Consider the following 13067-nt stretch of genomic DNA (forward strand, 5'->3'; position numbering starts at 1 on the left):
GAGCGGGATTATTGCCTTGGAGAGGCGAGTGGCGAGTGGGGGTTTGAGACATGCGCGGGAGTGATGAGCTCACCACTCCCACACATCACCCAAACCCCCACTCGCCTCTCGCCTCTCCAAGGCAACCCACCCCCTACCTCCTCCCCCTCGCCCAACACTCCGAACTCGAAACCCGCGGCAGCCACGCCCCTTCTCGACGCATGTCCACATGCTCAGGATCCTCGAGCCGGTACATCTGCAGCGCGCCGCTCGCGGTGCGCGTGAAGTGGGTGCCGTAGAGCTGCCCGCGTCCCTGACGCACGCGGTTGGCGTCTTCCATCACCGCCACCTCGGCGGGTGAGGACTCGCCGAGTCCGGCTTCCATCATGCGGCGCTGGGCGGCGATGCTGAGCACGCTGTCGCCCTGCGAGAGGAGCCACGCGGCGTGCACGCCGGCAGCACCCACAGCGGCGCGCGACGGCCATTGACGCTTGGCAGCCATGGCGCGCAGAGTGGCGAGAACGGCCGTGTCCTTGGCCACGACCGTGGGCGTCTCCCCGATGATGCGGAAGCCCAGTTCGGGGGTGAAGGCCGCCTGACTGTCGTAGCCGGCGGCGGCGAGCAGCTGCTGGCGCAGCGCCGGATCGGTGAAGGTGGCGCCGGCACTGTCGGCAAAGCTCCGCTGCTTCACGAACCAGTCGGCCTTGGGATTCACCGGCGCGCAGGCTGCGGGCCGCTTGGCTGGCTGCGCCGAGAGCACCGATGTTGCGATCAGCGACGCGAGCGTGACGACGAAGCGGCGCATCACTTTCCCTCCGGCGTGACCACGAACGCGTCGAAGAGCGTCATGCTGTCGGTCTTGGACCAGAGCCCGACCTTGCCGCTGACCGGCTCGGGCAGCGTGAACTCCACCGCCAGCTGTCCATTCAGATAGGCCTTGAAGTCGGTGCCCTTCACGGTGACCGAGAGGGTGTTCCACGTGCCCAGCTCGAGCGGGTACGAACCGGTGCCACGCTTTACGAACGAACGCACTCCGTTCTTGAAGGTCCAGAGCACCACGTTGTCTTCGGTGCCGTTGAAGCGTACGGTGAGATAATCGCCGTTCGGCTTCACGTTGAAGAGAATGCCGCCGCACCGATCGAGCGCACCGCCGATCATCTTGAACTTCACGGTGATCGTGCCGTTGCTGAAGCTCGGCACGGCCTTGTTCACGGCAATCGGGAAGTACGCGAACGCCTTCACGTTGTCGATGAATTCCTCGTGCTCAGCGCCGTAGATCGCGCGCGCCTTGTCGGCGAGACCGCCCGCCGGTTGCCCCTTCTTCCAGATGCGGCCGTCCACCATGAGCACATTCTTGCCGCCATCCTTGGTGACCACCCAGTTGCCCACCATCGGGAGAAACTGAGTGGGCTCCTTGCCGACGGCGTCATTGGCAAAGGCGAAGGACTGGGCGGACAGCGGTGCGGCGACGAGCAGTGCCGCGAGGGCGAGAGGTCGGAGGTGGCGCATGCGAGGGTTGCGGTGACAGGTGGCAGAACGCACGGGGATTGGTGGGCCGCCCTACTGCCGGCGGCGCCACCATGCGGCGGCAACAAACGCGGGCCACCCGATGCCGCAGAGCAGCATCTCCCACAGGCTGGCCGTGATGCGGCTGGGATAGCCGGGGTACACCGGCGCGCCGCCGGTCGGCGGTGCGACCTTTGCGAGCTGGTAGATCGTTTCGAGCACAATGTTCGGGACGGTGGAGCGGCTCGCTTCCTTGGCCCCGCCAAGCTCGTACCAGATCTCGCCGTAATGAGCCTCGTTGCCGGCGAACAAGCCGGTGCTGCTCTGCGCGGCATACTGCACGGTGACGTGCGGCATGGTGCGCACGAGCTTCTGCAACACGCCACGTTCAAGGTCGGCGCGGCGCGGATCACTGGGCCCGAGATGGACGGTGATCGTGAGCGGCTGCGTGATGGCGGCCAGCGCCTGCTCATCGGCGGGTGCGAACGAGTTGCGGCGATCTTCACTCAGGTCGCGCCCGCCGTGCAGGCGTGCCGCGAGGGGGAGGAGAAGCGCACTGGCCAGCAGCACCACCCCCGTGTGCTGCAAGGCGCGCGCCCGGCGCTGCGCCGATTCAAGCCAGATCACCGTGAGCGCCAGCAGCGCTCCGATGAGCACGAGCGCGACGGCCACTTCGTTGACCACCACCAACCCGTGCTCGAACGAGCGCAACATGGCATCGGGCGTATACGGCGCGAGCACCGCCGCGAGCCCACCGCGCACACTGGCGGTAAAGTCCACCGCCCAGGCCCCGAGGGTGACGGCGAGGGCGACCACCGCCGCACTGGCGGCACTTTCGGTGATAGCGGCACTGGCCAGGCCGAGCGCAGCCACGAAGGCGCCATGCAGCAGGTGGCCGAGCAGCACCCCGGCGGTTTCGGTGGCATCGAGATGGCCGCCCCGGGCGCGCCACACCAGCAACAGGAGCACGCCGGGGATGAGCCAGAGCGCCCACGTGCCAAGCAGGGCCGCAAACCGTGACAGCACCTGACGCCAGAGGGGCACCGTGGTCTGCAGCAAGAGCCCGTGCGCGCCGCTCGCCTTCTCCGCCGCGACGGTGCGAATGGCCACGAACGGCAGCAGCAGCGTGGCGATGACGGCGTACGCGCCCAGCACTGGGGCCACGATCCCATCGAGTGGACTGAGCGCGCCGGCCAGTGCGGCCGCGGCGTCACCCGGCGTTCCGCTCATCTCCGTGTAGATCGACGCCGCCTCGCGCCAGGCGAGGCCAACGAATGGACCAATGGCGAGCGCCACCAGCAGCCACGCCCGTGAGTGGCGAAGCGTACGCCAATCCTTGGCAAGCAATGCCCGCCCCACGCGCGGTGTGATCACGGGCGCGAGTGCGTCAGGTGAGCGCAAGGAAGATCTCCTCGAGCCCCGCGTCGGACCCCACCTGCGCAGTCTCCTGCAGCACGGGCAGCGGGCCGTGGGCCAGCACGCGCCCTTCGTGCAGCAGCAGATGCGCATCACAGGTGCGCATGGCATCGCCGGCCGAATGGATCGACAGCACGAAGGTGCGCCCCGCCGCGGCCGCCGTGCGCACCACCCCGGTGAACGCGCGGGCCTGCCGCGGGTCGAGCCCCTCGAACGGTTCGTCGATGAGGGTGACCGCGCGCGGAATCAGCATGGCCATCGCGAGCAGCACCCGCTTGCGCTGCCCCTTCGAGAGGTCGCCGAGTCGCTGACGCACAAGCGCATCAATCGAGAGCGCCTCGGCGAGCGCCCCGCGCCAGTCGCTCGTCGCGCCGTACGCGTCGCGCGCAAAATCGAGGACCCATCCCGCGCGCTGATCGTCCCACGGGGCAATACCGTCGGGGAGAAAGAACATCTGCGCGCGCCGCGCGGCGGCACGACACTCACGCCCCGCAACGCGAATGCGACCCTGCTGCGGCTCAGCCACCCCCGCCAGACAGGCGAGCGCCGTGCTCTTCCCCGCGCCATTCGGACCGATGACGCCGAGCACCGAACCTTGCGGCACGATGAACGAGACATCGCGAAGCGCGTGCACCGGCCCGTAGGCTTGGTGCAACCGTTCTGCGTGTAGCAGCGGGAGGGATTCCGTTGGCGACAGCATGCACGCAACGTACGCACGAGTCGTTGCGTATGCTCACCGCCTGTGGTGGTAACGGTCCCGCCCCGTCAAACCGCTTCACTCTGGGGCCGCTCCACCGATGTCATTAATCTCCCGTCAAGGTTTCTCCGTCGCGCTCGTTCGCGGGGCCCTGTTCACCGCGGCGCTCGCGCTGGCGGCGGCACCCGTCTCCGCGCAGGCGCGAGGCCGCATCAGCGGTACAGTGAAAGGCGCCACCGGCGCACCGGTGGCCGATGCCACGGTGTCCATCACCACCCCCGCCCGCAGCAGTCTGACCGGCTCCGATGGCCGCTATACGCTGCGCGACCTCGCCGCGGGCAGCTACGAAGTGACGGTGACCGCCGTCGGGCTGGCGAGCCAGCGGGCCACCGTCGCGGTGCAGGCGGGGCAAACGGCGACCCTCGACTTCTCGCTCAAGGCCGGCTCCATCCTGCTGCCGGGGTATGTCGTGTCGGCGACCAAGCAGCCGATCGAAGCGAACAAGGTCGCCGGCACGGTGAATTTCCTCACGCCCGAGCAGGTTCGCACGACGCCGGCGCGCGAAACGCAGGACATGCTGCGCGAGATCTCGGCGATCGAAATGCCCCGCACGAGCAGTCAGGTGGGCGGCACCGCACAGATCGTGTCCATTCGCGGCGTGGATGAGGGGCGCACGGCCGTGCTGCTCGACGGCATTCCCCTCAATGACGCGTGGGGCGAATGGATCGACTGGAACCGCGCGCCGCGCGGCAGCGTGGAGCGGGTGGAAGTGTTCGAAGGCGGCGGATCGAACCTGCATGGCAACGGCGCGATGGGCGGCGTGATCTCGCTCTTCTCCAAGCCGATCACCCCCGGGAGCTATCGCGTGTCGGTGGACGGCGGTTCGCGCGGCGGCCGCCACAGCTTTGGCACCGTGGGCGTGCCGCTCACGCACGGCCTCACCCTGGGGCTCACCGGCGACTATGGCGATGGCGGCGGCTATCAGCTCGTGCGCAAGGCCAACGCCGGTCCGATCGACGGCGAGTCGGAAGCGATCGTGCGCAACGGCATCGCCAAGCTGGAGTACGCACCAAGTGCCACGTTCAGCGTCTTCGCGACCTATCAGAAGTTCGGCGACACGCGCGCCCTGGGCACGCCGCTTACGCGCGCGCGGCGTGAGGATGACGCCGTGACCGCCGGGGTGAACCTGGGCGCCGCCGACCAGGGGCTGCTCTCGCTCCGTGGCTGGACGCGCGAGATGACCGAGCGGAACGTGAACTCCACGCTGCTCACGGTGAACAGCGTGGCCCGCGCCGGTGAGCGCTACAACACAACGGCCGAGATCCCGAGCCAGGACCGTGGCGTGACCGTGTCCTGGACGCGCAACCATGTCCTGGGCTTCGAAAGCGTGGCCGCCGGAGGCGACTATCGCTTCTACGGTGGCCACTATGTGGAGCAGGCGTACGCCAACAACGCCGCCAATGCCAAGACCACCACGATCGAAAGCGGTGGTGATCAGGCCTTGAGTGGCATCTTCGTGAGCGGAGTGCTCGCGCCGATGCCGCAGGTGCGCGTGGAGCTGTCGGCCCGCGGTGATCAGTGGGGCAACAACAACGGGTATGTGATCGATGCGTCCGGCCGCACGGCCTACGACAACCAGACGCGCCGCGCCTTCTCTCCGCGCGCCGGTGTGCGCTGGCAGGCGCTGAGCAGCCTGGCGCTGCACACCGCGGCGTATCGGGCGTTCCGCGCCCCGAACCTGGCGGAGCTCTATCGCCGCCAGACCAGCACCAGCACGATCTCCCTCCCGAACCCGGGGCTCAAGCCGGAGTACGCCAACGCGTGGGAAACCGGACTCGATTGGCAGCCCGCCACGTTCCTGCAGCTCAAGGGGACGTTCTACCGCGCCGATTACAAGGACTTCAATACCTTCGTCACGACGAGCGCAACCGGGGTGACACCGGCCACGCGCCAGCGCCAGAATGTGACGCAGACGCGCAGCCAGGGCGGTGAGGTCTATCTCGCGGTGATTCCCGTGAAGGGGCTCACGATCTCGGGGAGCCTCAACTACAACGACTCGAAGATCACCGACATGGGCAAGGCCACGCCCACGGCCACGCTCTTCAAGGGCTCCCGCGTGGCGCGCGTCCCGACGCAGAAGTCCACGACGCGCATCGCGTACGACCACCCGCTGCTCGGCACGCTGACGTTCCTGTACCGCACCGAAGGCATCGTGACGACGTTCGGCAACACCTTCACGCTTCCGAGCTTCCGCGTGGCCGACGCCTCCTACCGCCGCGGCGTGGCGGGCGGCGTGTCCGTGTTCGGCTCGGTGGAGAACATCGGGAACACGGAGTACTTCGTGGGGCTCTCCGGCGCGGCCGCGTCGCCGATTGCGACGTTGGGGTTGCCGCGCACGGTGCGCGTGGGGGTGGAGGTGGCGCGCTGACGCGCGCGTTTTTTCGCTGGAGAGGCGAGAGGCGAGAGGGAGTGTGGGTGGTGTGCGGGAGTGGTGAGCTCATGACTCCCGCGCATCTCTCACACTCCCACTCGCCTCTCGCCTCTCCATTGCAACCCCAGCGAAGCCCTCCTCCAGTCAGGCGGCCATGCTCCCCGCCCCCAACCGCGCCCGCATCCCCTCCACATCCCACGCGCGCAGGAGCGCGGCGACGGCCTGGCGGTCGCCGGGGCGGGCGATGACGAAGCCCTGGGCGTAGCCGCAGCCAAGTCGGACCAGCTGATCGAGCTGGCGTTCGGTCTCGACGCCTTCGGCGACCGTGCGCAGCCCGAGGCTGTGACCGATCGAGACGATGGCGCGGGTGACGCCGTCGGCGGTGATGTCGGCGTCGTGGTCGGCGAGGAAGCTGCGATCGACCTTGAGGATGTCGATCGGGAAGCGGCGCAGATAGGCCAGTGAGGAATAGCCGGTGCCGAAGTCGTCGAGCGCGATCTGGACGCCGAGCTCGCGCAGGACCTTCAAACGCTCGGCGATGATCGACTCATTTGCGGCGAGCACCGTCTCGGTGATTTCGACCACGAGCGCCTGCGGATCGCAGTGGGCGTCGTGGATGGCCTGCTGGATGTCGGTCACGACCTCCGGCAGCAACAGATGGCGCGGCGACAGGTTCACGGCCACCTGCAGGGTGGCCGCGGCCGGCGACGTGCCGCGCAGCCACACCGCGTCGCGCGCGGCCTGCCGCAACGCCGTGCGGCCAATCTCCACGATAAGGTCGCTCTCCTCCGCCACCGAAATGAATCGGCCCGGGGAGATGGGTCCCTTCGTGGGATGATCCCAGCGCATCAGCGCCTCGACACCGGTGATCTTCCCGGAATGGAGATCGAGCACCGGTTGATAGACGAGATAGAGCTCCTCGCGCGCGATGGCGTGCCGCAGCTCGCTCTCGATCTCCATGCGCTCGCGCGCCGTCGCGCGCATGGCACTGGAGAAGCCCTGGATACGCCCGCGCCCGGCCTGCTTGGCGCCGTACATGGCGGCGTCGGCGTCGGCGAGCAGATCATCCACATCGTGTGTCTCGTGGGCATGCGCAATGCCGATGCTGGCGCGCGCGTACACCTCGCGATCGTCGATCACGATGGGCCGCTCGAGCGCCTGCTGGATACGCAGCGCCGCCGCTTCGGCGTCGCTTGGCTCGAGCATGTCCTCGAGGAGGACGGCAAACTCATCGCCGCCCAGTCGCGCGATGGTGTCCGACGTGCGCAATACCGCAGTGATGCGCCCGGCGACCGTTGTCAGGAGCGCATCGCCCGCGGCGTGCCCCAACGTGTCGTTTACGATCTTGAAGTGATCGAGATCGAGGAAGAGGACCGCCATGAGGTTGGCGCCGCGCTGATGCCGCGCCAGCGCATGCTCCACGCGATCGCGGAACAGCCGTCGATTGCCCAGCCCCGTGAGTGGATCCCGCAGCACCTGATCGAGGAGCCGCGCCTCCATCGCCTGCCGCTCGGTGACGTCGCGGCCATTGAGCACGATCGCGCCGATGCTCGGCTCATCACGCAGGTCGGTGGCGAAGCCGTCGATCCAGCGCCACGACTTGTCGGCGTGACGTACTCGGAAGGTCACGGCAAACGCCCCCTGTTCACCCTTCACCAGCGACGCGAACGCGGTCTGCACCTTGGGGAGATCGTCGCGGTGGATGCCGTCGAAGAGATTCTTCCCGACCAGCCACTCGGCGCTGTGGCCCATCGTGATCTCATGCGACGGGCTGGCGAAGCGCAGCGTGCCGTCGGGGTCGATGATCGACAGCAGGTCGGTGCCGTGGCGCACCAGCGCGGCCAGCTTGCCCTCGGCGTGCAGCGAGGCCCGCTCTTCGTACAGGACTTCGAGCTCGCGGGCGGCGATGTACTGGCGCGCCAGGACGAGGATCGTCACGATGCCGACGCAGAGCGTGACCAGCTTCATCAGCTCGTGATTATCGCCCGTGACGGCCAGGACCAGCGCGATGTACGCCGCCGTGACCATCAGATACGGCAAGCGCGAATGCTGGACCCGCGCGATCGGCACCCGCAGTCGCGGCCGCATCGCCAGGGCCGCGGCATAGGCATGGGTGCCCCAGCTGCCGTACCAGGCCATGCGCACGAACCAGGGCGACGGATGCCCCACGCTCCGCGGCATGGCGTAGTACACGTCGCCGATCATGCCGATCAGCAGCGACCAGCCCAGCCACATGGCCCACGCCGGGACGTCGGTGTAGTCGCGGCGCACCCACAGCACCGCGAGGCCACCCAGCGTCAGGAGACCGGTGACGGGATCGAGCACCTTGAGGAGATCGCTCGGACGCGTGAGCACATGGAGCGCCCCACCCGCGGCGAAGAGCGTGGCCAGGAGCGTCGTGAGCGCGATGAACACCACCGTGGTGTCGATCGCCGTGCGCCAGCCGTCGGCGCGATCGATCACCTTCAGCCGTCCGCGCAGGCTGCCGATCAGCAGCATCGGCGCGAAGAGCAGGCTGACGACATCCTCGGGATCCCACGCGAAGTTCTTGCCGGCGGCCCAGCCTACGAACCACCACATCTCGTAGGCGTAGAGGCCAAGCGTGCCAACCAAGATCCACTTCCACGAGGCGGCCGTCTCGGCGTCGCCATCGCGAATGACACGCCACGCCCACCAGAGCGGAAAGAGCGGCAGGATCGCCGACGACCAGGCATAGATCGCATCGCCAAGGACCGTCGGGATGCGCAGCATGATCACCGGCAGCACGAGGCCAGCGGCGATGAGCGCATACGCGAACTGCACCGCACGTCGGGCGCGGTGCAATCGGCTGTCTCGGTTTTGGGACGTCAGCATGCCGAACTCCATATAACAGTGGAGAGTGTCGGCACCTGAAACGCCCAACTGTACTATTCGGGGGGCGGTCGCCAGCCGAGCGCGCGCAACTCGACAATCGGCGTGAAGAGTGGTTCAGGAAGCGCCTCCCACCGGCACCACTGCCACGCCGCACATTTGTCCGGTTCGCGCGCTTCGGGCTCACCCGACTCAGCGCGCGTGAGCACGAACAGGGTCACATACTGGCGCCCTTCGGCGGTGAAGAAGGAGTCCACCCACGGGCCCCGCCCTGTCACGCGGACGGCCAGCCCGGTCTCTTCACGCGCCTCGCGAACCGCGCACTGCTCAACGGTTTCGCCGAATTCGAGATGTCCGCCGGGGAACTGCCACGTGCCGTCGCCATGTGTGGCGCTGCGCCGCTGCCCGACGAGCACGGTGTCACCACGCTGGATGATGACGGCGACACCGATGCGAGGAATGGGAGCGGTCATGAACGGGGGGGGTGGCGTTAGCGGACGTACTCCTGCGCCGCGGCGCTGAAGGCGGTCGGCGTTGGCTGCGTGGCGGGTACGTACTCGAGCCGTACCCGCGATTCGCTGAGGAGTTGCGCGAGCACCCACCCGGCGCCGATGCGCCCCATCACGGGCGTTCCGCGAAAGATGACGAGACCGCGCGACTGGTCTACCGTGCGCGGGTCGGGATCGGTGGCGGCGATTTTCAGGACGCCGGCCTCGGTGAGGGTGCCCCCGATGGAGATGCGCGGCGTGCCATCGGTCCAGTCATAGGTGAACGACACGCTCTTGGGCCAGCCGGCGGGGCCGTTCACGAGCTCGGATGCCGAGGTCGCAATGGACGTATGGAACCAGTCGCCGGAGAGTCGACCGGCCACGCCGTAGTCGGTCTTGCCATCGGGATCGATCGGACGGCCATCGATCGTTCGCACGCGCGCGCGCAACCAGCTGCGTAGCGGTTCAATGAAGTAGCGGTACGGCGACGCCACATGCAGCGAGGCGCCATAACGTGCCGGCACGAGCCGCCCGGGTACTGGTGCGTCGTCGTCCACGACGCCGAGGTCCATGCTCGGACACCGGCCCGTGGTCGTCCCGATGGTATCACCCACCTGGACGCGGGTACCGACTCGAACGCCGGGCTTCAGCAGAATGTGGTCGTAGTAGTAGCGGAAGGTACGCGTCATCAGGACTTCGACCTTGAGATCCCCCGTGGATTCGGTCTGCAGCACGAAGTCGATGACGCCGCTGCCGATCGCGCGCACGGGGCGCGGCGAACAATCGGGCGGCGTGGGGCTCCCACTCCACGGGTCCACGAAATTCAGATAGACGTGATCGGTGGGCAGCACGTGGCCCGGTGGCGCCAGATAGCCGAGGGGCGTCCCCGACACGAGGGTGCTGCTGTCGAGCGGCAGGACCGTGAAGACTCCGGGGCCGGTGGCGGTGATGCCGTACGGATTGTCGTTCGCGGGCGCCGTGCTCTCGTGCGAACCGCAGGCGGCGAGGGCGACGAGACTGAAGAGGACGAAGGGGCGCATGCCCTACGGACGGGGGCAGGCGGCCACTGGCAACCAGCGGTCTCGATGGGCGGCCTAGTCGCCGGGGAGGCTGACGTCCTGAAGAAAGAAGGCGGCGAGTTCGCTGCGGCCCTGCACGCCGGCTTTCCGGTACACGTCGACGGCCTGCTGGCGGACGGTGCGTTCGGAGCGGCCAAGCTGGGCGGCGACCTGCTTGTGGCCGAGTCCCTTGAGCAGGAGCAGGGCGACTTCGCGTTCGGCGCGGGTGAGCTGCCAGGTGGTGAACTGCCCGTCGATCGCCGCGCCGAATCCCTGCAGGGCCTGTTCGGCGCTCGCGCGCCAGGCGTCGCGCTCCTGCTGGCGCTGGGCCAGCGCGGCGGTGGTGGCGGCCAGGCTGTGCTGGGTGTCGCGGAGCGCCGCGGTGGAGGCACGCCAGCGGCGGAAGAGAACAATGGAGAAGCTCAGACTCACCACAACGGTGAGCACTTCCCAGGCGACGTGCAGCGTGAGCCAGGAGGCCGGGCGGTCGAGCACGAGATCGACGACGCCCGCCACAACCACAAAGAACAGGAACGCGGCCATGATCGCGCTGAGCGATCCGGTCATCGGGTCCGATTCGGCGTCACGTTCCGCGTGCATGGTACAGATGTCGGATAGATCGACAGTGAAATCAAGTCACCTGTCGGATTCAGCGGGCGGCCGGTGCGGCTGATGTTCATCTCCGAGGCGCCGCTCGAGCGCCCCGTCGATGTACGCACGGTGAACACGCCCTTTGAATCGGAGCTGACGATGATGTTTCAAAACCTGCCGTTGCATGCGCTGGTGGTGCATCTCCCCATCGCGCTGACCGTTCTGGTCCCGCTGTTCGTGCTGCTGGCCTTCTTTCTGGCGAAGCGCGGGGTCGCCGCCAACAAGGCCTGGATGCTCCCGACTGGGCTGCTGGCCCTGCTGCTGGTGAGTGGCTGGGTCTCGCTGCAGACGGGTGAGCAACAGGAAGACAAAGTCGAGCCGGTGGTCCCGGGCGCGGCGTTCGAGACCCATGAGGAAGCCGCCGAGCTATTCCTGTTCATCACCGGCGGCGTGCTCGTGCTGGCGGCAGGTGGTCTGATGAACAACCGCGCGGCCAAGGCGCTGCGCGTGGCGGGGGCCGCCGGCACCCTGGCCGTGCTGGGCGCGGGCTACAACGTGGGACACAGCGGCGGAAAGCTGGTCTACCAGTACGGCGCGGCCAGCGCCTATGCGACGGCGGGGACGACAGCGACCGCGCGTGCCCAGGGTGGCGCGGCGGCCGGACCGATGACAGGATCGGCGGCGGGCGAACTGAGCCGCGGCGATCACAAGGACGACGATCGCTAAAGGTCAGCCCATAACCGACCGATCGATCCAGAACCCTCAGCGACCGCGCAGGATGCCGATCAGCGCCTCAAGATCGGCGGTGAGGTCGCTGAGGGTGGCGCCGGAGCCGACCCGGACCGGCACGCTGGCCCAGTGGTTCACCACGGCGCGGGCCAGCGCGGCCACGGGTGCGGTCCCCCGTACCTCGCCGCGCCGGACGGCGATGGCGAGGACGGTGGCCACGGCGCCGAGCAGGCGGGTCTGCAGGGAGGACAACGCCTGTTGCACGCCGGGGTCGGCGCCGCGCTCCAGCGCGGCCCAGGCGAATACACAGCCGCCCTGCTCGAGGACCCGGGTGGCCCGCCCGAGCAGATAGGCCCGCAGGGCGCTGACACCAGCCGCCGCCTCATCGAACAGCTGAGCGATCCGCGCCTCTTCGGCAGCAACCTCGTGCGCCAGTGCGCTCGCGAAGAGCCCCGCCTTGTCACCGAAGGTGTCGTAGAGACTTTGGCGGCCCAACCCGGTCGCCTCCTCGAGGGTGGCCAGCGATGCCCCGGCGTAGCCCCGGACGCGAAAGACCTGCCCGACCAGCGGGACGATCTGCGCAGGATCGAAGGCTTTGGGGCGGGCCATGGCCCATGGATACTATTTTCTGACCGATCGGTCAACCATCTGCGAACTTTGCCGGCGGCTGCGCTGATGGATACTCAGCGACGGCACCACGATCACCCGGTTGCGGCGGAGTTCGAGCGCGGAGCGATCGTAGAACACCCCGACCTCCAGCCCCAGCCCCAGCCCCAGCGCACCGCTCCCCATGCGGAGGCCGCCGAACGCCCCCGCCGTGGGGTCGTCCCGCACCGCGGTGCTCGACATCGGCAGCACCTGAATGACGCGGAGCCCTCCATACGGCACCCAGTCCCGATCGGGGTCCCCCGACCGGATCAGGGTCGCTTCGAAGTGGGCGTGCTGCCCGAGGTTCACGAATCCGGCCCCGGCCAGCAACGCCGTGGCGGCTCCCGGCTTGGCCGAACGTCCATCAAGCCGGTGCTTCACGGTCATGATCACGCCGCTCGAGGAGTTGATCCGCACGCCGACGTCGTTCCGCTCGTCCACGCCATGCCGGATGTCGACATCGAGCGATGGCACGGAGTAGCGGTTGCCGGCGCTGTCGAAATTGGCCCCGTTGGGCACCACGGTCATAATCGACGTGACCGATCGCTCGCCCTCGGCGAGGGGCTGGGCGGTCGTGTGCACGGCGTAGGGGGTGCAGGCCACCAGCAGCACGCCGGCCGGGAGCAGTGGGAAGAAGCGTCGGAGGCTGGGCATCGGGCGTCGGGGTTGGGGCG

12 protein-coding genes are annotated in these 13067 nt (G+C 68.3%); 2 read left to right on the forward strand and 10 right to left on the reverse strand.

The window, feature by feature from the left end:
• Nucleotides 1–133: 133 nt before the first annotated feature.
• From K2R93_02240 to K2R93_02255, 4 genes are read right to left on the reverse strand one after another with little or no spacing between them, the layout of a single operon-like run.
• Nucleotides 134–784 carry a hypothetical protein gene (locus K2R93_02240; GenBank protein MBY0488638.1) on the reverse strand — a complete coding sequence of 217 codons (651 nt, stop codon included), beginning with the start codon at nucleotides 782–784 and terminating at the stop codon, nucleotides 134–136.
• Nucleotides 784–1488, reverse strand: coding sequence for a DUF1080 domain-containing protein (locus K2R93_02245; protein ID MBY0488639.1), 705 nt, complete (start codon nucleotides 1486–1488; stop codon nucleotides 784–786). Before K2R93_02245 ends, K2R93_02240 begins: the two co-directional genes overlap by 1 nt.
• 51 nt (nucleotides 1489–1539) lie before the next feature.
• Nucleotides 1540–2886: a hypothetical protein gene (locus K2R93_02250; GenBank protein ID MBY0488640.1), complete on the reverse strand. Its 1347-nt coding sequence runs from the start codon at nucleotides 2884–2886 to the stop codon at nucleotides 1540–1542.
• On the reverse strand, nucleotides 2873–3601 hold the full coding sequence (locus K2R93_02255; protein ID MBY0488641.1) for an ABC transporter ATP-binding protein: 729 nt from the start codon (nucleotides 3599–3601) through the stop codon (nucleotides 2873–2875). Before K2R93_02255 ends, K2R93_02250 begins: the two co-directional genes overlap by 14 nt.
• Nucleotides 3602–3698: 97 nt before the next feature.
• Here K2R93_02255 and K2R93_02260 point away from each other — a divergent pair, with 97 nt between their 5' ends.
• Nucleotides 3699–6026 carry a TonB-dependent receptor gene (locus K2R93_02260; GenBank protein ID MBY0488642.1) on the forward strand — a complete coding sequence of 776 codons (2328 nt, stop codon included), beginning with the start codon at nucleotides 3699–3701 and terminating at the stop codon, nucleotides 6024–6026.
• Nucleotides 6027–6173: 147 nt separating this feature from the next.
• Here the strand turns inward: K2R93_02260 and K2R93_02265 are convergent, their stop codons facing one another.
• The 4 genes from K2R93_02265 to K2R93_02280 are packed head-to-tail and all read right to left on the reverse strand — an operon-like array spanning nucleotide 6174 to nucleotide 11025.
• Nucleotides 6174–8882, reverse strand: a complete 2709-nt coding sequence (locus tag K2R93_02265; GenBank protein ID MBY0488643.1) for an EAL domain-containing protein — start codon at nucleotides 8880–8882, stop codon at nucleotides 6174–6176.
• 53 nt (nucleotides 8883–8935) lie between these two features.
• Entirely contained in the window at nucleotides 8936–9352 is a 417-nt protein-coding gene (locus tag K2R93_02270) for an NUDIX domain-containing protein (GenBank protein ID MBY0488644.1), read from the reverse strand.
• Nucleotides 9353–9369: 17 nt separating this feature from the next.
• Nucleotides 9370–10407, reverse strand: a complete 1038-nt coding sequence (locus K2R93_02275; protein MBY0488645.1) for a M23 family metallopeptidase — start codon at nucleotides 10405–10407, stop codon at nucleotides 9370–9372.
• Nucleotides 10408–10461: 54 nt separating this feature from the next.
• Nucleotides 10462–11025 carry a LuxR C-terminal-related transcriptional regulator gene (locus K2R93_02280; protein ID MBY0488646.1) on the reverse strand — a complete coding sequence of 188 codons (564 nt, stop codon included), beginning with the start codon at nucleotides 11023–11025 and terminating at the stop codon, nucleotides 10462–10464.
• Between the two features lie 72 nt (nucleotides 11026–11097).
• On the opposite strand from K2R93_02280, the gene K2R93_02285 reads away from it, so the two are divergent.
• Nucleotides 11098–11742: a hypothetical protein gene (locus K2R93_02285; protein MBY0488647.1), complete on the forward strand. Its 645-nt coding sequence runs from the start codon at nucleotides 11098–11100 to the stop codon at nucleotides 11740–11742.
• Nucleotides 11743–11778: 36 nt separating this feature from the next.
• On the opposite strand, the gene K2R93_02290 is transcribed toward K2R93_02285, so the two are convergent.
• Together K2R93_02290 and K2R93_02295 are read right to left on the reverse strand one after the other, a co-directional pair.
• A complete protein-coding gene (locus K2R93_02290) occupies nucleotides 11779–12354 on the reverse strand; it encodes a TetR/AcrR family transcriptional regulator (GenBank protein ID MBY0488648.1) in 576 nt (191 codons plus the stop codon).
• Between the two features lie 12 nt (nucleotides 12355–12366).
• Nucleotides 12367–13047 carry a hypothetical protein gene (locus K2R93_02295; protein MBY0488649.1) on the reverse strand — a complete coding sequence of 227 codons (681 nt, stop codon included), beginning with the start codon at nucleotides 13045–13047 and terminating at the stop codon, nucleotides 12367–12369.
• Between the last annotated feature and the right edge of the window lie 20 nt (nucleotides 13048–13067).

The sequence above is a fragment of the Gemmatimonadaceae bacterium genome (genome assembly GCA_019752115.1).
Taxonomy (GTDB): domain Bacteria; phylum Gemmatimonadota; class Gemmatimonadetes; order Gemmatimonadales; family Gemmatimonadaceae; genus Gemmatimonas.